The organism is Nonomuraea terrae (assembly GCF_044465245.1).
GTDB lineage: Bacteria > Actinomycetota > Actinomycetes > Streptosporangiales > Streptosporangiaceae > Nonomuraea > Nonomuraea terrae.
Genome location: NZ_JBITLL010000006.1, coordinates 667,134 through 691,547 on the forward strand (window position 1 = coordinate 667,134; position 24,414 = coordinate 691,547).

Annotated in this window: 26 protein-coding genes; 15 read left to right on the forward strand and 11 right to left on the reverse strand. The window is 70.9% G+C overall.

The features are described 5' to 3' along the window. Nucleotides 1–265: 265 nt before the first annotated feature. Nucleotides 266–1,141, reverse strand: coding sequence for an A/G-specific adenine glycosylase (locus tag ACIBP6_RS32515; RefSeq protein WP_397057650.1), 876 nt, complete (start codon nt 1,139–1,141; stop codon nt 266–268). A gap of 79 nt (nt 1,142–1,220) precedes the next feature. On the opposite strand from ACIBP6_RS32515, the gene ACIBP6_RS32520 reads away from it, so the two are divergent. Next, on the forward strand, nt 1,221–1,898 hold the full coding sequence (locus ACIBP6_RS32520) for a hypothetical protein (protein WP_397057651.1): 678 nt from the start codon (nt 1,221–1,223) through the stop codon (nt 1,896–1,898). A gap of 285 nt (nt 1,899–2,183) precedes the next feature. Here the strand turns inward: ACIBP6_RS32520 and disA are convergent, their stop codons facing one another. The 5 genes from disA to ACIBP6_RS32545 all read right to left on the reverse strand — a co-directional run bounded on the left by disA (nt 2,184) and on the right by ACIBP6_RS32545 (nt 6,242). Beyond that, complete coding sequence (gene disA, locus ACIBP6_RS32525) at nt 2,184–3,260, reverse strand: DNA integrity scanning diadenylate cyclase DisA (protein ID WP_132612505.1); 1,077 nt, start codon at nt 3,258–3,260, stop codon at nt 2,184–2,186. A gap of 41 nt (nt 3,261–3,301) precedes the next feature. Continuing rightward, complete coding sequence (radA, locus tag ACIBP6_RS32530) at nt 3,302–4,708, reverse strand: DNA repair protein RadA (protein WP_132612507.1); 1,407 nt, start codon at nt 4,706–4,708, stop codon at nt 3,302–3,304. A 41-nt stretch (nt 4,709–4,749) separates the two neighbouring features. Beyond that, a complete protein-coding gene (gene trxA / locus ACIBP6_RS32535; protein WP_111177122.1) occupies nt 4,750–5,055 on the reverse strand; it encodes a thioredoxin in 306 nt (101 codons plus the stop codon). Between the two features lie 3 nt (nt 5,056–5,058). Then, nucleotides 5,059–5,427, reverse strand: coding sequence for a MerR family transcriptional regulator (locus ACIBP6_RS32540; RefSeq protein WP_397057652.1), 369 nt, complete (start codon nt 5,425–5,427; stop codon nt 5,059–5,061). A 116-nt stretch (nt 5,428–5,543) separates the two neighbouring features. After that, nucleotides 5,544–6,242: a class I SAM-dependent methyltransferase gene (locus ACIBP6_RS32545; RefSeq protein WP_397057653.1), complete on the reverse strand. Its 699-nt coding sequence runs from the start codon at nt 6,240–6,242 to the stop codon at nt 5,544–5,546. Between the two features lie 91 nt (nt 6,243–6,333). Between ACIBP6_RS32545 and ACIBP6_RS32550 the strand changes: the two genes are divergently transcribed. The 7 genes from ACIBP6_RS32550 (at nt 6,334) to ACIBP6_RS32580 (ending at nt 13,028) form a co-directional block, all read left to right on the forward strand. Beyond that, on the forward strand, nt 6,334–7,143 hold the full coding sequence (locus ACIBP6_RS32550) for a sugar phosphate isomerase/epimerase family protein (RefSeq protein WP_132612515.1): 810 nt from the start codon (nt 6,334–6,336) through the stop codon (nt 7,141–7,143). Then, the gene (locus tag ACIBP6_RS32555; protein WP_397057654.1) at nt 7,140–7,910 is read left to right on the forward strand and encodes a class I SAM-dependent methyltransferase; all 771 of its coding nucleotides are present in this window, start codon (nt 7,140–7,142) and stop codon (nt 7,908–7,910) included. Before ACIBP6_RS32550 ends, ACIBP6_RS32555 begins: the two co-directional genes overlap by 4 nt. Continuing rightward, on the forward strand, nt 7,907–8,494 hold the full coding sequence (locus ACIBP6_RS32560; protein WP_397057655.1) for a TetR/AcrR family transcriptional regulator: 588 nt from the start codon (nt 7,907–7,909) through the stop codon (nt 8,492–8,494). The genes ACIBP6_RS32555 and ACIBP6_RS32560 overlap by 4 nt, the downstream gene beginning before the upstream one ends. 115 nt (nt 8,495–8,609) lie before the next feature. Continuing rightward, on the forward strand, nt 8,610–10,715 hold the full coding sequence (locus tag ACIBP6_RS32565; RefSeq protein WP_397057656.1) for a (Fe-S)-binding protein: 2,106 nt from the start codon (nt 8,610–8,612) through the stop codon (nt 10,713–10,715). Between the two features lie 148 nt (nt 10,716–10,863). Next, nucleotides 10,864–11,658 (forward strand): hypothetical protein, encoded by a 795-nt coding sequence (locus ACIBP6_RS32570; protein WP_397057657.1) that lies wholly within the window; start codon nt 10,864–10,866, stop codon nt 11,656–11,658. Next, a complete protein-coding gene (locus ACIBP6_RS32575) occupies nt 11,655–12,719 on the forward strand; it encodes a glycosyltransferase (protein WP_397057658.1) in 1,065 nt (354 codons plus the stop codon). Before ACIBP6_RS32570 ends, ACIBP6_RS32575 begins: the two co-directional genes overlap by 4 nt. Before the next feature lie 27 nt (nt 12,720–12,746). Beyond that, nucleotides 12,747–13,028, forward strand: a complete 282-nt coding sequence (locus ACIBP6_RS32580) for a metal-sensitive transcriptional regulator (RefSeq protein WP_043615428.1) — start codon at nt 12,747–12,749, stop codon at nt 13,026–13,028. Nucleotides 13,029–13,511: 483 nt separating this feature from the next. Here ACIBP6_RS32580 and ACIBP6_RS32585 read toward each other — a convergent pair whose 3' ends face one another. Continuing rightward, nucleotides 13,512–14,852 carry a hypothetical protein gene (locus tag ACIBP6_RS32585; RefSeq protein ID WP_397057944.1) on the reverse strand — a complete coding sequence of 447 codons (1,341 nt, stop codon included), beginning with the start codon at nt 14,850–14,852 and terminating at the stop codon, nt 13,512–13,514. A 74-nt stretch (nt 14,853–14,926) separates the two neighbouring features. Here ACIBP6_RS32585 and ACIBP6_RS32590 point away from each other — a divergent pair, with 74 nt between their 5' ends. Continuing rightward, nucleotides 14,927–15,808: a hypothetical protein gene (locus ACIBP6_RS32590; RefSeq protein WP_397057659.1), complete on the forward strand. Its 882-nt coding sequence runs from the start codon at nt 14,927–14,929 to the stop codon at nt 15,806–15,808. On the opposite strand, the gene ACIBP6_RS32595 is transcribed toward ACIBP6_RS32590, so the two are convergent. Then, entirely contained in the window at nt 15,780–16,301 is a 522-nt protein-coding gene (locus ACIBP6_RS32595) for a gamma carbonic anhydrase family protein (RefSeq protein WP_397057660.1), read from the reverse strand. The genes ACIBP6_RS32590 and ACIBP6_RS32595 overlap by 29 nt on opposite strands. 147 nt (nt 16,302–16,448) lie before the next feature. On the opposite strand from ACIBP6_RS32595, the gene ACIBP6_RS32600 reads away from it, so the two are divergent. After that, nucleotides 16,449–17,462: a hypothetical protein gene (locus ACIBP6_RS32600; protein WP_397057661.1), complete on the forward strand. Its 1,014-nt coding sequence runs from the start codon at nt 16,449–16,451 to the stop codon at nt 17,460–17,462. A 505-nt stretch (nt 17,463–17,967) separates the two neighbouring features. Here ACIBP6_RS32600 and ACIBP6_RS32605 read toward each other — a convergent pair. The 3 genes from ACIBP6_RS32605 to ACIBP6_RS32615 all read right to left on the reverse strand — a co-directional run bounded on the left by ACIBP6_RS32605 (nt 17,968) and on the right by ACIBP6_RS32615 (nt 20,173). Further along, nucleotides 17,968–18,720 carry a GntR family transcriptional regulator gene (locus ACIBP6_RS32605; protein WP_397057662.1) on the reverse strand — a complete coding sequence of 251 codons (753 nt, stop codon included), beginning with the start codon at nt 18,718–18,720 and terminating at the stop codon, nt 17,968–17,970. Nucleotides 18,721–18,872: 152 nt separating this feature from the next. Beyond that, on the reverse strand, nt 18,873–19,349 hold the full coding sequence (locus ACIBP6_RS32610; protein WP_397057663.1) for a VanZ family protein: 477 nt from the start codon (nt 19,347–19,349) through the stop codon (nt 18,873–18,875). A 119-nt stretch (nt 19,350–19,468) separates the two neighbouring features. Further along, complete coding sequence (locus ACIBP6_RS32615) at nt 19,469–20,173, reverse strand: dienelactone hydrolase family protein (protein WP_397057664.1); 705 nt, start codon at nt 20,171–20,173, stop codon at nt 19,469–19,471. A 99-nt stretch (nt 20,174–20,272) separates the two neighbouring features. Here ACIBP6_RS32615 and ACIBP6_RS32620 point away from each other — a divergent pair, with 99 nt between their 5' ends. Genes ACIBP6_RS32620 through ACIBP6_RS32640 form a run of 5 tightly spaced genes read left to right on the forward strand, consistent with a single transcriptional unit; the run spans nt 20,273 to nt 24,411 of the window. After that, the gene (locus tag ACIBP6_RS32620; RefSeq protein WP_397057665.1) at nt 20,273–21,682 is read left to right on the forward strand and encodes an aldehyde dehydrogenase family protein; all 1,410 of its coding nucleotides are present in this window, start codon (nt 20,273–20,275) and stop codon (nt 21,680–21,682) included. Further along, nucleotides 21,675–22,472, forward strand: coding sequence for a 2-keto-4-pentenoate hydratase (locus ACIBP6_RS32625; RefSeq protein WP_397057666.1), 798 nt, complete (start codon nt 21,675–21,677; stop codon nt 22,470–22,472). Before ACIBP6_RS32620 ends, ACIBP6_RS32625 begins: the two co-directional genes overlap by 8 nt. Continuing rightward, nucleotides 22,469–22,900 (forward strand): RidA family protein, encoded by a 432-nt coding sequence (locus ACIBP6_RS32630; RefSeq protein WP_132612545.1) that lies wholly within the window; start codon nt 22,469–22,471, stop codon nt 22,898–22,900. Before ACIBP6_RS32625 ends, ACIBP6_RS32630 begins: the two co-directional genes overlap by 4 nt. Next, complete coding sequence (locus tag ACIBP6_RS32635) at nt 22,897–23,412, forward strand: 3-hydroxyanthranilate 3,4-dioxygenase (protein ID WP_397057667.1); 516 nt, start codon at nt 22,897–22,899, stop codon at nt 23,410–23,412. The genes ACIBP6_RS32630 and ACIBP6_RS32635 overlap by 4 nt, the downstream gene beginning before the upstream one ends. Then, nucleotides 23,413–24,411 (forward strand): amidohydrolase family protein, encoded by a 999-nt coding sequence (locus ACIBP6_RS32640; RefSeq protein WP_397057668.1) that lies wholly within the window; start codon nt 23,413–23,415, stop codon nt 24,409–24,411. Nucleotides 24,412–24,414: the final 3 nt, after the last annotated feature.

Sequence of the window (24,414 nt, forward strand, 5' to 3'; positions counted from 1 at the left end):
GGAAGGTCCTGTTCCGCCAGGTCGTCCACTTTCGTGAACAGCGCGACGCGGAGGCAGGGTGGGGCCGGCCGCGCGCCCGGGCCGGCAGATTCGTGCCGAATGCCGCCGGCGTGGAGTGGAGTTCCGTCGCCGCTGATGCGGAGCGGGCTTGTATCCGGTTGGCGTTGCCTCCGGGCTGGGGGTTGGGTGTCCGGTCCGGAGGGGCTTGCTGAGACGCCGTCCGGTTGAGGTGCCGGATTCCGGTCCGGGGACGGAGGAAGCGGGGTCAGGCGTGGGGGAGGCGGTAGGTGTTGTCGTCGAGGACCTCCGCCAAGCCGTCGGACACCAGGCCGTCGAGGGCGCGTTCGCGTTGGACCGCGTCGTCCCATACGGCGTCGAGGGCGGCCTTCGGGACGGGGCCGTGGGAGGAGCGCAGCACCTCGAGGAGGCGGCCTCGGCACTGGCGGTCGGTGCCGGCGTAGGTCTGGCCCTTGCGGGCGGGGCCGGAGTGGGGTGGCTTGCCTGCCAGGCGCCAGGCGCACAGGTGAGTGATCGGGCAGTCGCCGCAGCGCGGGGCGCGGGCCGTGCACACCAGGGCGCCGAGCTCCATGACGGCCACGCCCCAGCGGGCCGCGCCCAGCTCGGGAAGCAGACTTTCCGCCAGCCGTCGCTCGGCCGCGGAGGTGGCCGTCGGAGGGTACTCCTCGGCGCGGACGGCCCGGGCGAACACCCGCCGGACGTTCGTGTCGAGGACGGCGTGCCGGCCGCCGTAGGCGAAGCTGGCGACCGCTGCGGCGGTGTATTCGCCGATGCCGGGCAGCGACAGCAGCGTCGCGTGGTCGGACGGCACCTCGCCGCCGTGCTCGTCGGTGATGGCCCGGGCGCAGGCGTGCAGGCGCAGCGCCCGGCGCGGGTAGCCGAGCCGGCCCCAGTGGCGTACGGCCTCGCCCGGCTGCTCGGCGGCCAGCGCCTTGGGGACGGGCCAGCGTTCCATCCATTCGTGCCAGACGGGCAGGACGCGGGCCACCGGGGTCTGCTGCAACATGATCTCGCTGACGAGCACACCCCACGGGGTCGCGTCGGGGGCGCGCCAGGGGAGGTCGCGGGCGTTGTGCGCGTACCAGTCCAGAACGGGGGTGCGCAGGAGGTTCGGCTCGACCACGGGGTCAAGCGTATTCGGGAAACGGCGCGGCCCGGCGTGTCGTCACTCTGCGTGCAGAACCGGTTACCATGCTGGGCCTATGGACCCGGATACGATGCGTGGCGACGGCGGCGACATCTACTGGCGGCGCCGCATGAGCGTGCTGGTTGCGGTGCTCGTCGTGGTGGCCGTTGTGGCGTGGGCGTGCTCCAGCGGGGGCAGCGGGCCGGAACGCGCCTCCAGCGCGCAGTCCTCACCGAGCGTCACGCCGTCCGCTGACCCGCTGCTGGCCGGGCTGCGCACGCTCGCCCTCGGCACGGCGTCCCCGTCGCCCACCCCGAGCGCCACCCCGAAGGCGACGCCTTCCCCGCGCCCGAAGCGGCCGGGGGAGCCGTGCGAGGAGAAAGACCTCGTGCTCAGCCTGCAGAGCGGCAAGGAGCCGATCTACGCCGGCGACGCGCGGCCCAGCTTCATCGTCACGCTGGTGAACACCGGCTCGGTGATGTGCACGGCCGACGTGGGGCCGCGAGCGGTGGAGGTCCGCATCACCTCGGGCGCGGACCGCATCTGGTCCACCGCCGACTGTGTGAGCGGCCCCGGCGCCGACGTCAGGAAGCTGGAGCGCGGCGTGCCGTACGTGCGCTCGCTGGAGTGGGACCGGCGGCGCTCCAGCGACGACTGCCGCGCCAGCCCGCCCACCGCCCTGCCGGGCACGTACGTCGCCACGGTCCGCATGGGCAAGCTGCGCGGCGGCAAGGGCGTCTTCCACCTCCGCTAGAGGCCGCCAGAGGCCGTCACCGGCGCCCCGCCGGTGCGACAGACGGCGTGGCGGGGCCGGACCCGGCCAAGGCCCGGCTCCAGGGCTCCGGCTCCGCCACTGCCGACCAGCGGCTCCGACGTGGCGGCTTCGGGCGGCTTCGGGCGGCTTCGGGCGACTCCGACGCGGGCGGCTCGAACGTGGCGGCCTCGATGTGGCGGCCCGGATGTGGCGGCTCGGATGTGGCGGCTCCGACGCGGGCGGCCCGAACGTGGTGGCCCGGATGTGGCGGCTCGGGTGTTGCGGTCAGACGTAGCGTTCGAGGATGGAGGACTCGGCGAGGCGGGACAGGCCCTCGCGGACGCTGCGGGCTCGCGACTCGCCGACGCCGCCCACCGCCTGCAGGTCGTCGATGCTGGCCGCGAGCAGCTTCTGCAGGCTGCCGAAGTGGTTGACCAGCCGGTCGACCACCGTCGCGGGCAGCCGAGGCACCTTGGCCAGCAGCCGGAAGCCGCGGGGGCTGACCGGGCTCTCCAGCTGCTCGGTGCCGTTGTGGCCCATCACGCGCGCCACCGCCGACAGGTCGAGCAGATCGCTGCCGGACAGTTGGTCGAGGTCGTGCATGGCCTCCATCAGGCGCCGCTGGCGGCGGCCTCCGGGGGCGGGGAGGTAGTCGCGCACGACCAGCTCGCGCTCGGACTCGACGCCGGCCACCAGCTCGTCGAGCTGGAGCGAGAGCAGGCGGCCGTCGGTGCCGAGCTCGACCACGTAGCCCTTGATCTCGTCGGAGATGCGGCGGACCATCTCCAGGCGTTGCGCGACCGCGGCCACGTCTCTGACCGTGACCAGGTCTTCGATCTCCAGGGCCGACAGGGTGCCGGAGACCTCGTCGAGGCGGTGTTTGTAGCGCTCGAGGGTGGCGAGGGCCTGGTTGGCCTTGGACAGGATGGCCGCCGACTCCTCCAGGACGTAGCGGATGCCGTCGAGGTAGAGGGCGATGATGCGCATCGACTTGCTGATCGCGATGATCGGCAGGCCGGTCTGCAGGGCGACGCGCTGCGCGGTGCGGTGGCGGGTGCCGGACTCGTCGGTGGGGATGGACGGGTCGGGCACGAGGTGGACGGCGGCACGGACGATCTTGTGGTCGTTGCTCACGACGATGGCGCCGTCCATCTTGGCGAGCTCGCGCAGGCGGGTGGGCGAGAAGTCGACATCGAGCTCGAAACCGCCGCTGCAGACCTCTTCGACCTCTTTGTTGTAGCCGAGCACGATGAGCCCACCGGTCTGGCCGCGCAGGATTCGTTCCAGGCCGTCGCGCAGAGGTGTGCCCGGCGCCACGGCCGCCAGGGCCTCGCGGCGACGGTCGTCCAGACTCCTATCCACCTGACCCCCGTGTCGATCGGTCACCGCTCAGCTTAGCCGCGCTAGGTCACGTGCGTGAGAGCGTCCCAGACGTTCTCCGCCTGGACGACCTCGAACCCCGGTGCGAACGCCACCGGCCCCACCGGCACCAGAGCGCGCTGACCGTCGCGTCTGCGACCCGGCTCTTCCAGGGATCCGGCGGGCACGAGGGCGCGCTTGAAACCGAGCCGGGCGGCCTCGGTCAGCCGCCTGCGCACGTCTTTGACCGGGCGCAACTCACCCGCCAGACCGACCTCGCCCAGGGCGACCAGACCGGCGGGCAGCGGCTTGTCCCCGGCGGCGCTGGCGACGGCGAGCATGACCGACAGGTCGACGGCCGGGTCGGCCAGCTTGATGCCGCCGACGGTCGCGGTGAACACGTCGCAGCCCCCCAGCCGGGCGTTGAGCCGGCGCTCCAGGACGGCGAGGATCATCTGCACGCGGTAGGTGTCGAGGCCGGAGGACGTGCGCCTGGGCTGCTGGGCCTCCGTGCGGGCGACCAGGGCCTGGACCTCGGCGGGCAGCGGGCGCGTGCCCTCGACCGTGACGGTCACGCACGTGCCGGGGACGGGCTCGCTGCGGCGGGAGACGAACAGGCCGCTCGGGTCGGTGATGCCCTCGATGCCGCGCTCGTGGAGGTCGAAGCAGCCGATCTCGTCGGTGGGGCCGAACCGGTTCTTGATCGCGCGGACCATGCGCAGCCTGGAGTGGCGGTCGCCCTCGAAGTTGAGCACGACGTCGACGAGGTGCTCGAGAGTGCGGGGGCCGGCGATGGAGCCCTCCTTGGTGACGTGGCCGACGAGGACCGTCGCCATGTTGCGCTCTTTCGCCAGGCGGACGAGATTGGCGGCGACCTCGCGGACCTGGGTGACGCCGCCGGGGACGCCGGTGGTCTGCGCCGAGCCGATCGTCTGGACGGAGTCGACCACCAGCATCTGGGGCTGGACCTTCTCCACGTGGGCGACCAGGGCCGACAGGTCGGTCTCCGCGGCGAGGTAGAGGTTGTCCTGGATGGCGCCGATGCGGTCGGCCCGCAGACGCACCTGCGCGGCCGACTCCTCGCCCGTCACGTAGAGGACGGTGGTGCGCTCGGCGATGCGGGCCGCGGCCTCCAGCAGGAGCGTGGACTTGCCGATGCCGGGCTCGCCGGCCAGCAGCACCACGGCGCCGGGCACCAGGCCGCCACCCAGCACCCGGTCGAGCTCGGCGACGCCGGTCGTGCGGGCGGTCGCCGTCTCGGCCTTGACCTGGCCGATCGGCAGGGCGGGGCCGGTGGTGGCGCCGGCCTGGACGACATTGACGCCCGCGCGGGCGCCCTCTTCGTCGACCGTGCCCCACGACTGGCACTCGCCGCACCGGCCGACCCACTTGGTGGTGCGCCAGCCGCACTCGGCACAGCGGTATCCGGGCTTCTGGGCTGTCTTGGCCATGCCGAGCAGGCTAGCGGCTGGCGCCGACAATCATCGAGAGGTCAGGCCAGGCCGAGCTCGGAGACGAGCATGCGCTTGGGCTTGGCGCCGACGATCTGCTTGACGGGCTCGCCGTTCTCGAACAGGAGCATGGTGGGCACGGCCATCACGCCGTAGCGGGCCATGATCTCCGGGTTCTCGTCGGTGTTGAGCTTGCCGATCGTCAGGCCGTGCTCGGCCTCGATCTGCTCCAGCACCGGACCGACCATCTTGCACGGCCCGCACCACTCGGCCCAGAACTCGACCAGCACCGGCTCGTCGCGCTTGAGCACCTGCTCCTCGTAGTTGTCAGTGGTCAACGTGATCATGATTTATCCCCTTACGAAGCAACCTGGGCAGGACTGGGCGAGCTGGGCGGCCACTTCGGCGCGGCGCGCGAGCAGCACGCGGATCTCCCGGTCGATCTCGGTGAGCTTGCGCTCGTAGACCTCGACCGACTCCGCGCACGAGCCGCCGGTGCGGTGACCCCGGCGCAGGCAGTCGACGAACGGCCGGGTCTCCTCCAGCGTGAACCCGATGTCGAGCAGGGCCCGGATCTCGGACACCAGGCGTACGTCGTCCTCGCCGTAGTCGCGGTAGCCGTTGGACGTACGGCGGGCGTGCAGCAGCCCGTGCTCCTCGTAGTAGCGGAGGGAGCGGGTACTCACTCCGGTGCGTTCCGCCAGCTCACCGATGCGCATGCGCCCACGGTAAACGTTGACGTCGGCGTCAATGTCAAGTGGCGAGCGGACCAGAGCGGGGGAAGGCGGCGGCGTCCGGTGAACGAGCCCGCCGCACGGAGCCCCATGAAGACGGCTCAGTAGTAGCGCCAGCGGAGCACGTTCGGGTACTCCAGATCCAGGCCCGGCGTCTCGGCGATGGCTTGTTCGGCGACCTCGGGGGCGAACTCGATGCGGAGCACCGCCTCCAGGTCGGCTCGCCGCTCGAACGCCATGCGAAGGTCGAGCGGCCGCCGCTGCCAGCCGTGGCGGACCCAGAACGCCTCGACCTCGCGGGCGGAGTACGCGGGCACGGTGCGCGAGAACCACCGGCCGAACGACCCCCGCGTGGCGTCGAGGTCGAGGACGAAGGCGGCGCCGCCGCGGCGTACGACCCTGGACAGCTCGCGCAGCCCCGGCTCGCAGCCCGGGCCGAAGAAGTACGCCCACCGCGCGATGGCCACGTCCACGGACGCGTCCGGCAGCGGCAGGTCCTGGGCCGTGGCGGCGTGCACCGTCACGTCGGCGAGGGCCGCGCAGCGGCGCCGGGCCAGCGCGGCCAGGTCGCCGTGGGGTTCGACGCCGATCACCCGCGCCGCCTCGGCCGCCAGGACGGGCAGGTGGTAGCCGGTGCCGCAGCCGATGTCGAGCACGGTGGCGCCGTCCCAGGGGCGCAGGGAACGCATGGCGGCGTCGGCCACGCCCTCGGGGTCGACGGCGCGGTTCTCCAGCTCGTAGATCTGGGGCGTGTTCCAGATGTTCGGGCTCGGGATGGCACCCTTGGCGATCCGTGACATGGCACAACCGTATGGCGCACCGGGGAGCGTGTGAGCGGCTCGACAAAGGGCCTGGCGCACCGGAGCGGCTTCTCCGGCTTAGGCTGGCAAGGTGGCTGATGTCATCCGCGTGCCCAATGCGAAGATCGCATTGTCCACCGCCTCGGTATATCCGGAACGCACTCCCGACGCGTTCGAGCTGGCCGCGCGCCTGGGTTACGACGGCGTCGAGATCATGGTCGGCGCCGACCCGGTGAGTCAGGACATCGACGTGATCGAGCGGCTCTCCGACCACTATCACGTGCCCGTGCTGGCGATCCACGCGCCCTGCCTGCTGGTCACCCAGCGCGTCTGGGGGCGCGACCCGTGGGCCAAACTGGTCAAGGCGCGCAAGGCCGCCGAACGCCTCGGCGCCTCGACGGTCGTGGTGCACCCGCCGTTCCGCTGGCAGCGCGACTACGCCCGCGACTTCGAGACCGGCCTGGCGAGGATGCGCGACGAGACGGACGTCACGTTCGCGGTGGAGAACATGTTCCCGCTGCGGGCCAGGGGCAACGACGTGGTGCCCTACTCGCCCGACTGGAACCCGATCGACTACGACTTCCCGAAGGTCACGCTCGACCTGTCGCACACCGCGGTGTCCGGCTCCGACGCCATGGAGATGGCCGGCAAGCTCGGCGACCGGCTCGCCCATGTGCACCTGGCCGACGGCCTCGGCGTGACGAACAAGGACGAGCACCTGGTGCCGGGCCGGGGCAACCAGCCGTGCGCGCAGCTGCTGGAGCGCCTGGCCAACACGGGCTACTCCGGGCTGGTCGTCCTGGAGGTCAACACACGCAAGGCGACCAGCCGCACCGAGCGGGTGGACGACCTGGCGGAGGGGCTGGCCTTCGCCAGGCTCCATCTGGCGGCCTCCCGGTGAGCGCTGGGCCGCTCAAAGAGCTGGCCAGGGTGTTCGACCGCGTGGCCGACGCGTACGACGCGGGCCGCCCCGGCTATCCCGACGAGCTCTACCGCGCGCTGGGCGAGCTGTCCGGCGTCGGCCTCGCCGGCGCGACCGCGGTGGACGTCGGGGCGGGCACCGGCATCATGACCCGCGGGCTGCGGGCCCGCGGCGCCCACGTGATCGCGGTCGATCCGGGCGCCGCGATGCTGGCCCGCCTGGTGACCAGGATCGACGAGGAGGGGGCGCCGGTCGTCGCGGTGCGGGCTGACGGCAACGCGCTGCCGCTGGCCGACGGGGTGGCCGACCTGGTGACGTACGCGCAGTCGTGGCACTGGCTCGACCCGGTGGCCTCGATCGCCGAGGCCCGGCGGGTGCTGCGGCCCGGGGGCGTGATCGCGGGCTGCTGGAACTTCCACCACGCGGCGCAGGCCGACTGGCTGGCCGCGTACGAGGTCCGGCTGGCCGAGGCCGTGCCGTCCTACAACGGGCCGGCCCTCGACGAGTGGTCGGCGCCGCCGATCGCCGCGGCGTTCGAGGTGGTCGAGGAGCGCTGGCTCCCGTGGACCAGGCTGGTCGGCATCGAGGACTTCCTGCTCGGCCTGCGGTCCCACTCCTACATGGCGGCGCTGGCGCCGGAGCGGGCCGACGAGCTGGTCGAGCGGCAGCGGGCGGAGCTGCGTGGCGAGTTCCCCGAGGGCGTGCTGTCGGTGCCGATGCGGGTCTACCTGGCGGTGGGCCGGTGACCGAGCCGGCCAGGCGGCGTCCCGGGCGCAGGCCCGGCTCGGCCGACACGCGCGGGGAGATCCTCGCGGCGGCCAGGAGGGTGTTCGCGGAGAAGGGCTTCGACAAGGCGACCGTGCGCGGCATCGCCAGGGAGGCCGAGGTCGATCCGGCGCTCGTGCACCACTACTTCGACACCAAGGCGGGCATGTTCGCCGCGGCCATGCAGCTGCCGATCACGCCCCAGCAAATCCTCCCGCTGGTGGTGGAGGGCCCCCGCGAGCAGCTCGCGGAGCGGCTCGTACGCTTGATCCTGAGGGTCACGGCCGCGCCGGAGACGCGTGAGCCGCTGGTGGCGCTGATCCGCTCGGCCATGACCAACGAGCAGGCGGCCGCGATGTTCCGCGAGTTCATCACGAACGCCCTGCTCTTCCAGGTGGCCGACCGGCTGGAGGTGCCGCACCTGCGGATCGAGGCGGCGTTCGGGCAGATGATCGGCGTGGTGCTGGCGCGCTACGTGCTCAGGCTGGAGCCGATCGCGAGCGCGAGCGAGGACGAGCTCGTCGAGCTGCTGGCGCCGACGATCCAGCGGTACTTCAGCGTCTAGAGCATTGTTCTACACAGGCCGGTGACCTTAGGGTATGTCTCGTACCCCGGTAATGTTACCCACGGGTAGGATTTCGGGGTGGCTGGACAGCCAACGTCGTCTGTGGGAGGACCCCGTGCTCTGGGTAGCGATCATCGGGCTGGTCATGACCGTCGTGGCGGTCGCCTTGGCCGGCCGCAGGGCGCTGTTCCTGTACAAGCTCGCGACCGTGGGGCCGCCTGCGCCGGAACGCATCGAATATGCCAAGACCCACGTGGGTGACGAGATCAAGGCACAGCTCGTCGAGGTGTTCGGGCAGAAGAAGCTGCTCAAGTGGACACCATCCGGCGTGGCGCACTTTTTCGTCATGTGGGCTTTCTTCATCCTGCTGACCGTCTACATCGAGGCGTACGGCGCGATCATCCAGGGCGCCATCACCGGCAGGCCCGATTTCCACATCCCGCTCATCGGGCAGTGGGGCGTGCTCGGCTTCCTGCAGGACTTCATCGCGGTCGCGTGTCTCGCCGGCCTGGTCGCCTTCGCGATCATCCGGGTCAAGAACTCCCCCAAGGCGCTCGGCCGCAGCTCGCGTTTCTCCGGCTCGCACCTGGGCGGCGCGTGGCTCGTCCTGTTCATGATCTTCAACATCATCTGGACGCTCTTCCTCGCCCGCGGCGCCGCCGCCGCGAACGGGAACCTCCCCTACAGCTCGGGCGCGTTCGTCTCGCTCGGGCTCGGTGACGTGCTGCCGGGCAGTCACCTGCTGGAGGAGATCGCGCTGCTGCTGCACATCGGCTTCATGCTGGTGTTCCTGGTCATCGTGGTGAACTCCAAGCACCTGCACATCTTCACCGCGCCGCTCAACGTGCTCTTCTCCCGCCGTCCCGACGGCCTCGGCGGCGCGCCCGAGATGCGCGTCGGCGGCAAGCCGGTCGACTTCGAGGACGAGGACCTCGACCCCGAGAAGCTCGGCCGCGGCAACATCGCCGACACCACGTGGAAGGGTTTCCTCGACTTCTACTCCTGCACGGAGTGCGGCCGCTGCCAGTCGCAGTGCCCGGCGTGGAACACCGACAAGCCGCTGTCGCCGAAGATGCTCATCCTCGACCAGCGCGACCACGCCTTCAAGGTGGCCCCGTACCTCATGGCCGCCCAGCAGGGCGTCGAGCACAAGGACACCGACGTGCTCGCGCTGCTGGAGAAGCCGCTGGTCGGCGAGGAAGGCGTGATCCACCCCGACGTGCTGTGGTCGTGCACCAACTGCGGCGCCTGCGTCGAGCAGTGCCCGGTGGACATCGAGCACATCGACCACATCCTCGACATGCGCCGCTACCAGGTGATGGTGGAGTCGTCGTTCCCGTCCGAGGCGGGAGTGATGGTGAAGAACCTGGAGAACAAGGGCAACCCGTGGGGCATGTCCGAGATGAAGCGGGCCGACTGGATCGAGGAGCTCGACTTCGAGGTCGAGATCGTCGAGGACAAGATGCCCGAGGGCACCGAGTACCTCTTCTGGGTCGGCTGCGCGGGTGCGCTCGAAGACCGGGCCAAGAAGACCACCAAGGCCGTCGCCGAGCTGCTGCACATCGCGGGCGTGAAGTTCGCGGTGCTCGGCCCGATGGAGGCCTGCTCCGGTGACCCGGCGCGCCGGCTGGGCATGGAATACCTGTTCAACATGCTGGCCCAGCAGAACATCGAGACGCTCAACGAGGCCGGCGTCAAGAAGATCGTCGCCACCTGCCCCCACTGCTTCAACACGCTGGCCAACGAGTATCCGCAGCTCGGCGGCACGTACGAGGTCGTGCACCACACGCAGCTGCTGTCGAAGCTGGTGGACGAGGGCCTGCTCACCCCGATCACGCCGATCGAGGAGAAGATCACCTACCACGACCCGTGCTTCCTCGGCCGCCACAACAAGGTCTACTCCCAGCCCCGCGACATCATGGCGAAGGTGCCGGGCGTGCAGACCCAGGAGATGCACCGCCACAAGGACCGCGGCTTCTGCTGCGGTGCCGGCGGCGCGCGCATGTGGATGGAGGAGCGCATCGGCAAGCGCATCAACACCGAGCGGGTCGACGAGGCGCTGACCACGAATCCCGACACGGTGTCGACCGCGTGCCCGTTCTGCATGGTGATGCTCGGCGACGCGATCAACGAGAAGAAGAACAACGGCGAGGCCAAGGAATCGCTCGAAGTCGTGGACGTGGCCCAGTTGTTGATCAAATCGGTCAAGGGAGCTTCCTGACCGATGTTCGTCAAACTCCTCCACCCGTGTGGTGGAGGAGTTTCCCATGTCAACGGGCGTGATCAGAAGAAACCTGGCATCCACATAACGGGAAAATCACGGTAACCTCAACGACGCATGGCCTTATTCGACGGGGAGGGGGCTCGTGATGGGCGTCGTCGTCACGGACGCCGAAGTCACACTGGCCGACGTCCTCTCCCTGCGACTCGCCATCGACGGACCACTCGAAGACGGCACCGAGCTGGTGCTCCGGCACCGCACCACGGGGGTGGAGCGCGACGTGCGGATCGGCACCTCCGGCGTGCGGGCGCGCGAGGCCACGCTCGCGGTCTCGCTCGCGCCGCTGCGGCTCACCGCCGGGCGCTGGGACGCCTACCTGCGCTCCGGCGACACGCGCAGCCGGCTGCGCAGCGTCGATCCCGGCTTCTCGCTCGACCATCTCGACGCGTACGCGCTGTGCAAACGCACTCTCGCCTACCGCTCCTACCGCACCCGCAACGGGTTCCTGGCGCTGAAGATCTCCGACGCCGAGCCCGTCGCCGAAGTGCGCGCGATCTGGTTCCGCGAGGGCCGCTTCGAGGTGACGGGCCTGCTGGCCTACACGGGGCTGGAGGACGACGACTCCCGCCACGAGGCCGTGCTCACCCTCGACCGGCGGCCGACGAGCTCCCGGGTGTCGGCCACGGCCACCGTGCAGGGCGTGCGCTTCCACGCGGCCGTGTCGCTGGTCGACGTGCTGGCCGCCGATCCCGAGGAGTCGGGCATGTGGGAGCCCGCGCTGGAGGTCGAGGGGGTGCCCGCGCCGCTCCCGCTGGGCGCGCGGCTCGACGACGTCGACGGCAAACGGCGCCGGCTCCACTATCCGTCGGCCCGGGTCGACGGCGTGCTGATCAGGCCCAGCTACACCGCCGACGACGAGCTGCGCATCGAGGTGGGGGGATGAGGATCAGCCTGGTGCTCGCCTCCGCCTACGGCATGCGTGGTGACGTTCGGGCCACGCTCAACCTCGCCACCGCGCTGTCCGAGCGGCACGACGTCGAGGTCATCAGCATCCGGCGGCAGAAGGACAAGCCGTTCTTCCCGATCGGGCCCAAGGTGTCCATGCGCAGCGTGGTCGACGCCCGGCCCGGGGTGAGACATCTGTTGCCGCGCGGTCAGGTCCGTACCGAGGTGGCGCTCTGGCGGGTGCTGCGCAACCTCAAGTCCGACGTGCTGATCACGACCCGGCCGGGCGTCGGGGTCCAGGCGGCCAGGCACGCGCCGCGCGAGACCATCAAGATCGCCAGGGAGTGGGGGCGGCCGGCCGTCCCCGGCCCGGTGATGCGCTTCTACCCGCGCCTCGACGCCGTCGTGACGGCCACCGAGTCGGCGCTGGAGGAGTGGGCGAGGCTGCTCGGCGCGGGGCCCGTCGTGCACAGCCTGCCCGACGCGCTGCCGGACGGCCCGTGGCCGCGCTCGCGCATGGACAACCGCATCGTGGCGGCCGGCGGTCGGTGGGTGGCGGTGAAGGCGTACGACCGGCTCATCCGGGCGTTCGCGCTCGTGGCCGCCCAGCGCCCCGACTGGCGGCTGCGGCTGTACGGCGCCGGCCCCGAGGAGCGGCGGCTGCGCACGCTGATCGGCGAGCTCGACCTGCACAATCACGTCTACTTCATGGGCACGACGTCCGACCTGGCGGGCGAGTTCGCCAAGGCGTCGATCGTGGCCAACACCTCGCGCAGCGAGGACCAGGGCATGACGGTGCTGGAGGCCATGGGCTGCGGGGTGCCGGTCGTGGCGTTCGACGGGGCGCGGGGGCCGAAGGAGTTCGTGGCGACGGGCTACAACGGCGTGCTGGTGCCCGACCAGGACGACCCTCGGACGTTCGCGGCGGCGCTGCTGGCGCTGATCGACGACGAGCGGCGGCGGCGTTCGCTGGCGGCGGGGGCGCTCGACACGGCCGTGCGCCACGCGGCCACCGAGGTGGCCGGCCAGTGGGAGAAGCTGATCGGCGAGCTCCGCTGAAATACCGGTTACGGGTACCGTAGAACCATGCATGGGTACAGCGGAGACAAGCAGGCATATCTGACACGCCTCCGGCGAATCGAAGGTCAGATCCGGGGCCTGCAGCGCATGGTGGATGACGATGCCTACTGCATCGACGTGCTCACCCAGGTCTCCGCGGCGACGCGGGCGCTCCAGGCGGTGGCGCTGGGGTTGCTGGAGGAGCACATCTCCCACTGCGTGGCCGACGCCATCAACAGCGGCGGCCCTGAGGCCGAGGCGAAGGTCAAGGAGGCCTCGGCGGCGATCGCCCGTCTCGTGCGGTCGTAGCCCCCGCAGGGGCAAGGTGACTAGTTAGGGGTAAACCCCGGAAACCGCCGTTCCCGACCCCTCAGGAGCCGGGAACTAGGTTCCCGGGGCTAGTAATCGTCTGGTCCTTCAGCGGCTCGCCGAAGTCCGCAATCCGAGCGCGTCGTCGAGTTCGTCCAAGGTCAGCCGCCGCTCGCTGACAGCCACGGCCGTGAGCACCTCGGCGTAGAGCGCAATCTCGTCCAACGCGACACGGTCGTGGACCCGAGAGTCCAGGTCATCGTGCCCCACCGCGTCGTCCTTCCTTCCGCAGCCCACACCCTCTACGAGGTTACGGCGGACGCCCCTCCGGGCGACATGGCCCATCGGAGTCATTCCTTTCGGAGCCTCGGGGCTCCTCTGGGTCATTTCCCCAATCCGAGATCACAATTCAGCGAATGAGCTGTTATCGCAAGTGTTAGAAGGATATGGGCGAAGTAAGTGGGAAATGACGACATTAGTGGTTTACTTGAGACCGCTGTGGTCGTCGCGTTCGTGGATGAGCCGTGCGACGAGCGCCGACTGACCGGGCAGCCCGCGCTCGGGCACCTTCGCCCCCGTGAGCCGCTCCCAGGCGAGCCCCATCGCGTACGCGGCCCCGAGCACCGCCGCCGCGCTCCACCGGTCCGGCGGCGCTACCTCCAGCACCGGCGCAGGCACCGGTGCGGGCGCCGTCGAAACCCCGCCCGCCCGCGCCTGCACCGGGAACCCGTCGGGCTCCGTGGACTCCGCCGCCGAGGCGCCGGTCAGGCCGGCCCGCCGCAGCTCCTCGTACGCCGCGCGCAGCCGGTGGTCCAGCAGGCCGGGCAGCCTCCCGCCGGAGTCGGACAGGTCGGCCAGGAACGCGGCCGCGCCCTTCCGCGGGTCGGGCAGGAACGTCAGCGCCTCCACGAGGTCGTACAGGGTGTGGGAGAAGTGCGCCTCGGGGTCGTTCTCGACCAGCAGCGCCCGGCACAGCCGCGCCGGGCAGCGCTCCAGCCACACGCGGCGCAGCGCCGCGGCGTCGTCGGGGTCGGTCAGCTCGGGCCTGCGCAGCATGGGCTCGACCATGGTGAGCAGCGCGAGCGCCCGGGGCCTGAACCGGGTGTCGAGCAGCAGGAGCTGTGCCGTGTCGGCCATCACGGCGGCCAGCCGCAGCGCCTCGCGCGTGCGGCCCGCGCGCATCCGCTCGGCCACGAGCGTGACGAGGTCGAGCAGCGGCGGCGCGGGCAGCCAGCGCACCCAGTCGTCGCCGGGCAGCGAACGGCGCAGGTATTCGCCGAACACGGTGATCAGCCGCTCGTTGCCGTCGAACGCCGGCGCGTACGCCGACCACATGATCGTGCCCCAGACGGCCGCGACCGTGCCGGGCACGTCGGAGCCGAAGACGTCGCCGAAGGCCGTCAGCGGGTAGTCGAGCTCGGACTTGCGCCCGCTGGCCCGCAGCAGCACCCTGAGCTGCTCGGTGAGGCGCTCGGGCACGTCGGGGCCGATGAACGCCTGGGTCGAGCCGGGCTCGGCGTGGAAGTCGTAGCCGTCGGGCACCACGGTGTCGGGCAGCCCCGCCGCCGGATGCCCCACCTGGCGCGCCCGCGTGCCACGGGGCGGAGGGGCCGGCAGCCAGCGGCCGTCGGCCGGGTCGAGCAGGCGCCAGCGCGCGTGTGCGCCGAACAACCACCGGTCGCCGTCGGGGGTCACGAGAATCCTGGCCGCCAGGACGTGGGCCCGGTCGGGCACCGAGAGCCCCTGCCAGCGTGGGTCGGCGACCATCGCGCGGACCTCCGCCTCGGTGGCGGTGAACGCATCCCAGGGTGGCACGGCCGTCATCGTACTGGGCATCCTCGGATCATCCTTCAGGTTCTCACGGCAGAATGTCCCCTATGAGGGCGAAGGTTGCAGGAATGTTGGCAGTCGTGTGCGTGCTCACCGGATGCGGTACGACCACGTCGGCGCAGCCGACGCTCTCCGGGCCGGGTGTGCTCACGCTGGAGAACGCCAAGCCGCCCGCGCCGGGCGGGGAGGTGGGCGGCGCCTCGACGGAGTTCGACGACGCGGACGACCTGTCGATGTGGACGAAGCTGAGCGAGACCGAGAAGGACGTCGACCGCATCACCAAGCTCGACGTGAACAAGACCGCCAAGGGCGCGATGTACCTGGAGCCGAACACGTCGGCCTGGTTCGACGCGTTCCGCGGGCCGTACGTCTACCAGGACCTCGCCGGCGACATCGTCATGCACGCCCGGGTCAAGGTCACCGGGAAGAGCGCCGGGTGGCCCAAGCGGAAGTTCTCCCTCGGTGGCCTGATGGCCCGCCAGCCGAACTCGTACGCCAAGCCCAACTGGGTGTCGGTCACCGTCGGGACCGGCGAGAAGAGCGGTCAGGTCGAGGTGAAGTACACCCAGGACGGCAGCTCCAAGCCGCACGAAGTGGCGGTCAAGGAGGGCTGGGTCGACCTGGTCCTGGCCCGGGTGGGCCGCGTCTTCGTCGCGCTGTACAAGGAGGAGGGCGGCCAGTGGAAGGTGGGCCGGCGCTGGCCCTCGACCCTGCCCGACGTGCTCCAGTGGGGCGTCACCGCCTACACCGACTGGGACAGCTACAGCACGCTCAAGAAGGACGCCGACAAGGGCAACGCCAAGCAGGTCAAGGGCACGCCCGACCTCAAGCTCACCGTCGACTTCGTACGTTTCCTGCGGCCGGAGCTGCCCGAATACGCCGACCCGCTCAACGACGCCTCGGTGCCGGACCAGGTGCTGATCAAAGCGATGACGCCCGCCGGTGCCTGAGCGCCTTGGCCATGTAGGTGTCGGGCGTGCGGGCGAAGGAGTCGCGGTCGTCGTCGCTGAGCTCGCGGACGATCTTGCCGGGCACCCCGGCCACGAGCACGCCGGCCGGGATCTTCTTGCCGGGCGGCACGAGCGCCCCGGCGGCCACGAGCGTGCCCGCGCCGATGTGGGCGCGGCCCAGCACGATCGCGCCGATGCCGATCAGCGCGCCCGACTCGACGTGGGCGCCGTGCACCATCGCCTTGTGGCCCAGGCTGACCCGGTCTTCGAGGACGGCGGGCTCGCCGGGGTCGGAGTGGAGGCACGACAGGTCCTGGACGTTGCACTCGGCGCCGACCTCGATGCGCTCGTCGTCGCCGCGGAGCACGGAGCCGTACCAGATGCTGGACGCTCTGCCGATGCGCACGTCGCCGACCACGACGGCGCCGGGCGCGATGTACGCCTCGGGGTGAATGTCCGGGACTGCCCCGTTGTCCAACGCTGCTATGTACATTCGACACATCGTAATTCCAGGTCCGGGTATGGCGTTCGGGTTGCGGACGTGGGCAGATGGCAGGAAAGTCGTTTCCTGACGTCTCGTCGCCAGACCCTCACAACCTGCAGTTTTCCCCCGCCTCACGCAAACCCTTAGGTAACCCCCATGACGAACCAGCACGAGAGCTTCCCCGACCTGATGCAAGAGGACACCTTCGAGGTCGTGATGCGCGGCTACAACCGCCGTCAGGTCCACGACTACATCATCCGTACCCGTAACCAGATACGGGATCTGGAAGAGCGGCTGGCGCGGGCGCTCGACCAGGCCGAGCAGGGCCGGATCGAGCTGGCGGAGGCCAGGCGGCGCATGGTCGAGACGCCCCAGAGCTACGAGGACCTCAGCCCCCGGCTCGCGCAGATCCTGCGGCTCGGCGAGGAGGAGGCCCAGGCCAAGCGGGAGGACGCCGAGGCCGAGGCCGCCGCCCTCCGGGAGGCCGCCAAGACGGAGGCCGACCGGCTGCTGACGTCCTCGCGCGAGACGGCCGACAAGATCCTGACCTCCGCGCAGGCCGAGGCCGAGCGGCGGGTCGGCGAGGCGACGCAGGCGGCCGAGCGCATGCTCGCCCAGGCGGGCGCCGACGCCGAGGAGGTGCAGCGGGAATCGCGCGCCGAGGCCGAGCACCTGCTCTCGTCCTCGCAGGCCGAGGCCGAGCACGTGCTCTCGTCGGCTCGCACGGAGGCGGAGCAGCTGCTGCAGTCCGCCAACGCCCAGGCCGAGCAGCTCGTGACGGGCGCCCACGCGGAGGCCGAGCAGCTCGTGACCGGGGCGCGTGCCGAGGCCGAGCAGATGCTGGCGGCGGCGCAGCAGCGCACCGCGGTGCTGGACGAGCAGGCGGGGCGCCGGGTCGAATACCTGAGCAACACGCACACCGAGGTGGTGCGGCGGCTGACGGAGATCAGCTCGGTGCTCGGGGATCTCATGCACGCCGAGTCGGCGGCGGGGCCGCTGGTGCCCGAGACCGCCGCGCCGCCGGTGGCTCAGCCCGCTCAGCCCGCCCAGGCGCAGGAGGACGTGCGGGTGATCGTCGAGGAGGACGAAGTGGAGGAGGAGCCGCGCGAGACGCCCGTCTCCGACGACACCGACGTGAACATCGTCCGGCTCTCGGAAGCCGGCAAGTAGGCGAACAGCGGGCGGAAGCCCCCGCCCCCGATCGGGTCGGGGGCTTCCGTGTTCGTGGCCCCTCCGGGTTGGGGGCCCGGTGCCGGGGCCGCCTGGACGCAGGACCAGGCACCGGGCTGCTTGAGTACGCCGGCCGCGGAACGGTCCACGGCCCGCGTCAAGGAGGGGCGGGGCCGGACTGCCGAGGGTGCTGCTCGCCGGCCCGCCTCTCCTGGTCCCGGAGGAGGTCGCGCAGGCCCTCCGGGTCGTCCGCGTCGATGGTCATCGCGCATCCGGCATCGCGCTGCGCCGCGCTCAGCGGATGGTGTCTCGTGGCCCACCAGCGGCCGGCATCGCTCCGCCAGATGGTCCACTGGGGGTAGTCCCGGGCGATTTCGGCAAGATGCCGATCAAAGGACATCCTGTCCACCCTTCCCGGACCCCCAGGCGAGGTTTCCATCTCCTTTCCGAAGATGCGGCACCTCTCTAGAGAATTCAATGATCGTGATGGATAGCCTGTCGTGACCTAGGCGTCGAAGTCGTACTGCAGCACGTACGCCGCCGAGTCCAGGACCATCTCGTTGAGCTCGACCGGCACCCCGCCCGAGGTGTACGCGGTGCGTGAGATCACCATCACCGGTGTGCCGCCGGGCAGGTCGAGCAGCGCGCTCTCACGGGGCCCCGGCATGCGGGCGCGCACCTCCTCGGTGAAGTGGGCCGGCGGGATGCCGAGGTCGCCGAGCCGGGCGTAGACGCCGCCCGGTCCGGTGTCCGGGAGGGTGATCGCACTTCCCCCGACGAGGTGGGCGGGGAAGTACGAGGTCGCCAGTTGCACGGGCCGCGAGTCGACGCAGTAGCGGCGGCGGCGCACCCAGACCTCGCCGCTCTCCAGGACGGCCGCCACCTCCTCGCCGGCCCGCTCCAGCGTCACCTCCACGCGGTCCACGCTGAACGTCCGGCCGCGGGTGTCGGCGTCCCAGATGGACCGGCCCTGGCCCCACTGCTCGCGTGACAGCCGGCGTGAGCCGTGCCTGCGGATCGGTTTGAACAGCCGCACATAAACCCCCGAGCCTCGTTTGGGCACCGCCAGACCTTCGTTGATCAACACGGCAAGCGCCTGCCTGGCGGTGGCTCTGGCGATCGCGTGTTCGGCCATCAGTGCGTTCTCGCCCGGTAGTCGGTCCCCGTCGCGCAGTTCGCCGGACAGAATCCGGGCGCGGAGGCCGTCGGCGATGCGTCGATAGATAGGGGGCTCGTGGGGTACCGGGGATTCAGACAACTTTGATCACCCTCTGTCACCAACCAGGTAGTGGCGTCTCCAGAGAACTTGCCCCGTCTTGTCCACGATCGCACAGATACAGAGGTTGGTCGCGAGCTTCTTTTGAGCGGATCGTGCCTATGTGGTGAACTACGGAGTGTTTCAGCGGGCCGTTATCGTGGAACGGTCCCAGCCGGATTTCGACCGGCCCACCAGCGGTGGGTAACCAAAGAGAAGATCACGGCGCCCGCGGTGTTGAGCAGCACGTCGTCCACGGACGAGAATCGGCCCAGTCTCAGCGCGTACTGGAGCGCCTCGACGGTGACCGAAAACGCCGCCGCGACGGCCGCGACGCGGGCGGCGGACGACAGCGCGCGGCTGCGTACGGGCAGCAGGGCGCCGAGCGCGGCGAAGACCAGCAGATTGCCTCCGACCTGCACGAAGACCGTCTGCCAGGGAGCCCCCGCCAGGTCGGCGAGGTCGCGGAACGGCACCAGTCCGACGCCTGTCGGGCCGTCGGAGGGCGTCAGGATCATCCAGACCCAGGGCGCGGTGCCGACCACGATGCCGCCGTCGGCGAGGGCCGTACGCAGGGGCGCGGGGTGGCCGGCGCGGGCACGGCGGCGGGAGAGCGCCATGATCGCCGGCACCGCCAGAAGGGCGGTAAAAGTACCAGCAATAATGACATTTCCCCACAATTCCCATGTGTGCGCCATCCGGCCATCTTCCCGATGATCTAGGGATACCGGAAGCTGTCCTTCCGGACAGGTCACCCCGCGGGCAGATGCTTGTCCAGAAAGGCCGTCGCCACCCGCCACGCACGCCCGGCCGCCTCCGGTTGGTGGAACATCGGCGCCTCGCTGTTGTGGAAGGCGTGTCCGGCCTCCTCCTCGACGTGCACGACGACGTTCGGCCGGCCCTCGGCGGCCCGCTCGACGGCGGCCACCCACTCGCGTGGGATGTACGGGTCGCTGCCCCCGAAGACCAGCAGCAGCGGCGAGGCGATGCGCTCCATCAGCCCGGTCGCGTCGGGCACGGCCGAGCCGTAGAACGACAGCACCGCGCTCAGCTGGACCTGGGTGGCCAACATGTACGCCACCGAGCCGCCCAGGCAGAAGCCGACGGCGCCGATGCCGCCGTGGACCTCGGGCAGCGCCCGCAGATGGGAGACGGTGAGCGCGCAGTCGGACACGCCGTGGGCGAGGTCGAAGCCCTTGGACAGCTCGATGGCCGCCTGGGTGCCCTCCGGCGTGTGCTCGGCCAGCCAGTTGGGGGTCAGCCGCCAGAACAGGTCGGGCGCGGCCACCACGTAGCCCCGCCCGGCCAGCTCCGTGGCCACCTTCTCGATGTACGGCCCCACGCCGTAGATCTCCTGGACCAGGACCAGGGCGGGGCCGGACGGCGCGTCCGGCAGCCACAGGCGTACGTCGAAGGAGCCGTCGTGGGCGGTGATGTGATCGGTACGGGTCCGCATGTCCACCAGCATCGCGCATGGCGCGCTCAGCGATCCGGCGAGACGATGCGCATGAGAGGTTCCGTGTCCCGGAAGGGAGGCAGACATGAGGAGAGCGCTGTGCTGACCCACTTCATCGGCGGCGGGCCGCTCGCCGCGGGAAAGTCCTTTCCCGTCCACGACCCGGTGACCGGAGCGGTGGTCAGGCACGTCCACGAGGCCGACCCGGAGGTCGCCGACCGGGCGGTGCGGGCGGCCAGGGAGGCGGCGCGCGACTGGGCGGCGCTGCCCGTCGGTGAGCGCGCCGGCTGGATGCGCCGGCTGGCCGAGGGCATCGAGCGGCGCTTCGACGACCTGGTGGCGGCCGAGATCGCCGACACCGGCAAACCCCTGGAGCAGACCCGCACCCTCGACATCCCCCGGGGCATCGCCAACTTCCGCGCCTTCGCCGAGATCGCCGCCCAGCGGCCGGACGACGCCTTCCACCTGGCGGGCGTGCTCAGCTACACCGTGCACAGGCCGCTCGGGGTCGTCGCGGTGATCGTCCCGTGGAACCTGCCGTTCCTGCTGATGACCTGGAAGCTCGCGCCCGCCCTCGTCTCGGGCAACACCGTGGTGGTCAAGCCGTCGGAGCACACGCCGGGCTCGGCCGCCGTGTTCGCCGAGATCTGCGCCGAGACCGGCCTCCCTCCCGGCGTGGTGAACATCATCTTCGGGTACGGCTCCGCCGGCCGGCTCCTCGTCGAGCACCCCGGCGTGGACGCCGTCACGTTCACGGGCTCGACCCCCACCGGGACGGCGATCATGCGGACGGTCGCCGAGCGGGTCAAGCCGATCTCGTTCGAGCTGGGCGGCAAGAACGCCGGCCTGGTCTTCGAGGACTGCGACCTCGACCGGGCGGTGGAGGGCACGGCGCGGTCGGTCTTCACCAACGGCGGGCAGGTCTGCCTGTGCACCGAGCGCCTCTACGTGCAACGCTCGATCTTCGAGGAGTTCTGCGGCAGGCTGGCCCAGAGCGCCCGGGAGGTGGAGCCGCAGCCGATGATCTCGGCGGAACACCGCGACAAGGTGCTGTCCTTCTACGCCCTGGCCCGCTCGGAGGGAGCCAAGGTGCTCACGGGAGGCGGCGTCCCGGTGTTCAACGATCACCGCGATTCCGGATATTTCGTGGAACCGACAGTAGTGGCAGGCTTGTCGGAATGGTCGAGATTCAATCGCGAGGAGATCTTCGGTCCCGTGTGCCACGTCGCGCCCTTCGACAGCGAGGCCGAGGCGATCGACCTCGCCAACGGCAGCGACTACGGCCTGGCCGCCACGCTCTGGACCACGAACCTCGACCGGGCGCACCGCGTGGCGCAGCGGCTGGAGGCCGGGCTGGTCTGGGTCAACACCTGGTATCTGCGCGACCTGCGCACGCCGTTCGGCGGCGTCAAGCTGTCGGGCATCGGCCGGGAGGGCGGCGCCCGGTCGCTCGACTTCTACTCAGAACCCACCACGATCACCATCAAACTGGAGCAATCGGATGCATGACGAATGGTCCCAGGCGGTGGACGTGCCCGCCCAGGCCGCCGACCGGCTGGCCGAGGCCGCGCGTTCCGGCGAACCGTGCGCGCCGATCAGGGACCTGGTCAGCACGGCGGCCGACGCGTACGCCGTCCAGGAGATCGGCACGAGACGGGCGCTCGACGAGGGGAGGCGGCCGGTAGGCAGGAAGATCGGCCTGACCAACCTGGCCGTGCAACGCCAGCTCGGCGTCGAGCAGCCCGACTTCGGCATCCTCTTCGCCGACATGTGCTACGGCGACGGGCTGCCCGTACCGATCGGGCGGTTCCTGCAGCCGCGCGCCGAGGCCGAGGTGGCGCTGGTGCTCGGCCGCGACTTGGAGGGCGGCCCGTTCACGGTGGTCGACGTGATCAGGGCGGTGGAGTTCGCGCTGCCCGCGATCGAGATCGCCGACTCGCGGATCACCGACTGGGACATCACCGAGGCCGACACGATCGCCGACAACGCCTCGGCGGGCGCGTTCGTGCTGGGCGGCACGCCGATGCCGTTGATGGGGCTCGACCTGCGGGCGGCCGCGATGACGATGACGCGCGGCGGCGAGGAGGTCTCGGCCGGCTCCGGCGCGGACTGCCTGGGCAACCCGCTCAACGCCGCCGCCTGGCTGGCCACCCGGCTCGGCCGCACGGGCTACCCGCTGCGGGCCGGCGACGTGGTGCTGACGGGGGCGCTCGGGCCGGTCGTGCCCGCCGGGCCCGGAGACGTGTTCGAGGCGCGCATCGAGGGGCTGGGCGCCGTACGTGCGGTGTTCGGCACGTGAGGGAGCGGGCCCGGGCCATCCGCGTGCCGGGCAAGGCCACCCCGCGCGGGCGCTTCCCGCACGTCAAGAGGGCCGGTGACTTCCTGTACCTCTCGGGCACGAGCTGCCGCCGCCCCGACGACACGTTCGTGGGCGTCGAGGTCGACAAGCACGGCGCCACGACCCTCGACATCCGCGCCCAGACGCGGGCGGTCATCGAGAACGTCGGCGACATCCTCAAGGCCGCCGGCGGCTCGCTGGCCGACCTCGTGGAGATCACCACATACCTGGTCAACATGAACGACTTCCGCGGCTACAACGAGGTCTACGCGGAGTTCTTCGACGAAGAGGGCCCAGCCCGCACCACCGTCGCCGTGCACCAGCTCCCGCACCCCCATCTGCTCATCGAGATGCGCGCCGTCGCCTACCACCCCCTGGAGCGATCATGATTCCCCCCATCGACTTCACGAAGTGGATCGACGAGCACGCCCACCTGCTCAAGCCCCCGGTCGGCAACAAGGTGGTCTTCGAGCAGGCGGACGACTTCATCGTCATGGTCGTCGGCGGCCCCAACAGCCGCACCGACTTCCACGTGGACCCGTACGAGGAGCTCTTCTACCAGGTGCGGGGGAACATGCACGTGAACGTCGTCACCGAGAACGGGCCCGAGACCGTGCACGTCCGCGAGGGCCAGATGTGGCTGCTGCCGCCGCGCATGCCCCACTCGCCGCAGCGGCCGGAGGCCGGGTCGGTGGGGCTCGTGGTCGAGCGCATCAGGCCGGAGGGCACACTGGAGATGTTCCAGTGGTACTGCATGGAGTGCGGCGCCCTCGTCCACGAGGTCGAGCTGCAGGTGCGCGACATCGTCAAGGACCTGCCGCCGGTCTTCGAGGCCTTCTACGGCGACGAGCGGGCCCGCACCTGCGGCGGGTGCGGCGCGCTCCACCCGGGCAAGGGCTGAATGGTCACCGACGTCCACACGCACCACGTGCCCCGAGGCTGGCCCGAGCTGGGCTGGCCCGGGGCTCCCCGGCTGAGGGTCGACTCCGAGCGTGAGGCGACGATCCTGGTCGGCGACCGGGAGTTCCGCACGATCCAGGACGACTGCTGGGACCCGCGAGTCCGCCTGGAGCGCATGGACAGCGACGGCGTGGACCGGCAGGTCGTCTCGCCCACACCGGTCTTCTTCGGCTATGACCGGCCGGCCGCCGAGGGCGTGCGCATCGCGAAGGTCTTCAACGACCTGGCGCTGGAGATCTGCCGGGACGAGCGGCTGATCCCGTTCTGCCAGGTGCCGCTGCAGGATCCCGAGCTGGCCTGCGCCGAGCTCGACCGCTGCCTGGCGAACGGGCACCGGGGCGTGGAGATCGGCAACCACGTCGGCGACCGCGACCTCGACGACCCAGGCGTGGTGGAGTTCCTCCAGGAGTGCGCCGCGCGGAACGTGCCCGTCTTCGTGCACCCGTGGGACATGCCCGCCGGGCGGCGCGTGAGCCGGTGGATGGCGCAGTGGCTGGTCGGGATGCCCGCCGAGACGCACCTGTCGATCCTGGCGATGATCCTCGGCGGCGTGTTCGACCGCGTGCCGAACACCCTGCGGATCTGCTTCGCGCACGGTGGCGGCTCGTTCGCGTTCTGGCTCGGCCGGTTCGAGAACGCCTGGCACCGCAGGCCCGACGTGGTCGGCGTCTCGGCGTTCCCGCCGTCCCACTACCTCGGCCGGTTCTCCGTCGACTCCGCGGTCTTCGACGAGCGCGCGCTGCGGCTGCTGGTCGACACCCTGGGGGCGGACCACGTGATGCTGGGCAGCGACTTCCCGTACCCGCTGGGGGAGTCGCCGTCCGGCGGGCTGATCCGGCGCGCGGGCTTCCTGTCGGAGACGGCCAGGGCCAAGCTGCTCGGGGGCAACGCCGAGGTGTTCCTGGGTTGCGACAATGGGGTGAAAACGGAACAGGAGTGATCC

Bases quoted from the DNA above. Each gene is read 5' to 3' on its own strand.
- ACIBP6_RS32520 (WP_397057651.1), top strand. From the start codon at position 1,221: ATGGACCCGGATACGATGCGTGGCGACGGCGGCGACATCTACTGGCGG.
- radA (WP_132612507.1), bottom strand. From the start codon at position 4,708: ATGGCCAAGACAGCCCAGAAGCCCGGATACCGCTGTGCCGAGTGCGGC.
- trxA (WP_111177122.1), bottom strand. From the start codon at position 5,055: ATGATCACGTTGACCACTGACAACTACGAGGAGCAGGTGCTCAAGCGC.
- ACIBP6_RS32540 (WP_397057652.1), bottom strand. From the start codon at position 5,427: ATGCGCATCGGTGAGCTGGCGGAACGCACCGGAGTGAGTACCCGCTCC.
- ACIBP6_RS32545 (WP_397057653.1), bottom strand. From the start codon at position 6,242: ATGTCACGGATCGCCAAGGGTGCCATCCCGAGCCCGAACATCTGGAAC.
- ACIBP6_RS32570 (WP_397057657.1), top strand. From the start codon at position 10,864: ATGGGCGTCGTCGTCACGGACGCCGAAGTCACACTGGCCGACGTCCTC.
- ACIBP6_RS32575 (WP_397057658.1), top strand. From the start codon at position 11,655: ATGAGGATCAGCCTGGTGCTCGCCTCCGCCTACGGCATGCGTGGTGAC.
- ACIBP6_RS32580 (WP_043615428.1), top strand. From the start codon at position 12,747: ATGCATGGGTACAGCGGAGACAAGCAGGCATATCTGACACGCCTCCGG.
- ACIBP6_RS32585 (WP_397057944.1), bottom strand. From the start codon at position 14,852: ATGACGGCCGTGCCACCCTGGGATGCGTTCACCGCCACCGAGGCGGAG.
- ACIBP6_RS32590 (WP_397057659.1), top strand. From the start codon at position 14,927: ATGTTGGCAGTCGTGTGCGTGCTCACCGGATGCGGTACGACCACGTCG.
- ACIBP6_RS32595 (WP_397057660.1), bottom strand. From the start codon at position 16,301: ATGTACATAGCAGCGTTGGACAACGGGGCAGTCCCGGACATTCACCCC.
- ACIBP6_RS32600 (WP_397057661.1), top strand. From the start codon at position 16,449: ATGACGAACCAGCACGAGAGCTTCCCCGACCTGATGCAAGAGGACACC.
- ACIBP6_RS32615 (WP_397057664.1), bottom strand. From the start codon at position 20,173: ATGCGGACCCGTACCGATCACATCACCGCCCACGACGGCTCCTTCGAC.
- ACIBP6_RS32625 (WP_397057666.1), top strand. From the start codon at position 21,675: ATGCATGACGAATGGTCCCAGGCGGTGGACGTGCCCGCCCAGGCCGCC.
- ACIBP6_RS32635 (WP_397057667.1), top strand. From the start codon at position 22,897: ATGATTCCCCCCATCGACTTCACGAAGTGGATCGACGAGCACGCCCAC.
- ACIBP6_RS32640 (WP_397057668.1), top strand. From the start codon at position 23,413: ATGGTCACCGACGTCCACACGCACCACGTGCCCCGAGGCTGGCCCGAG.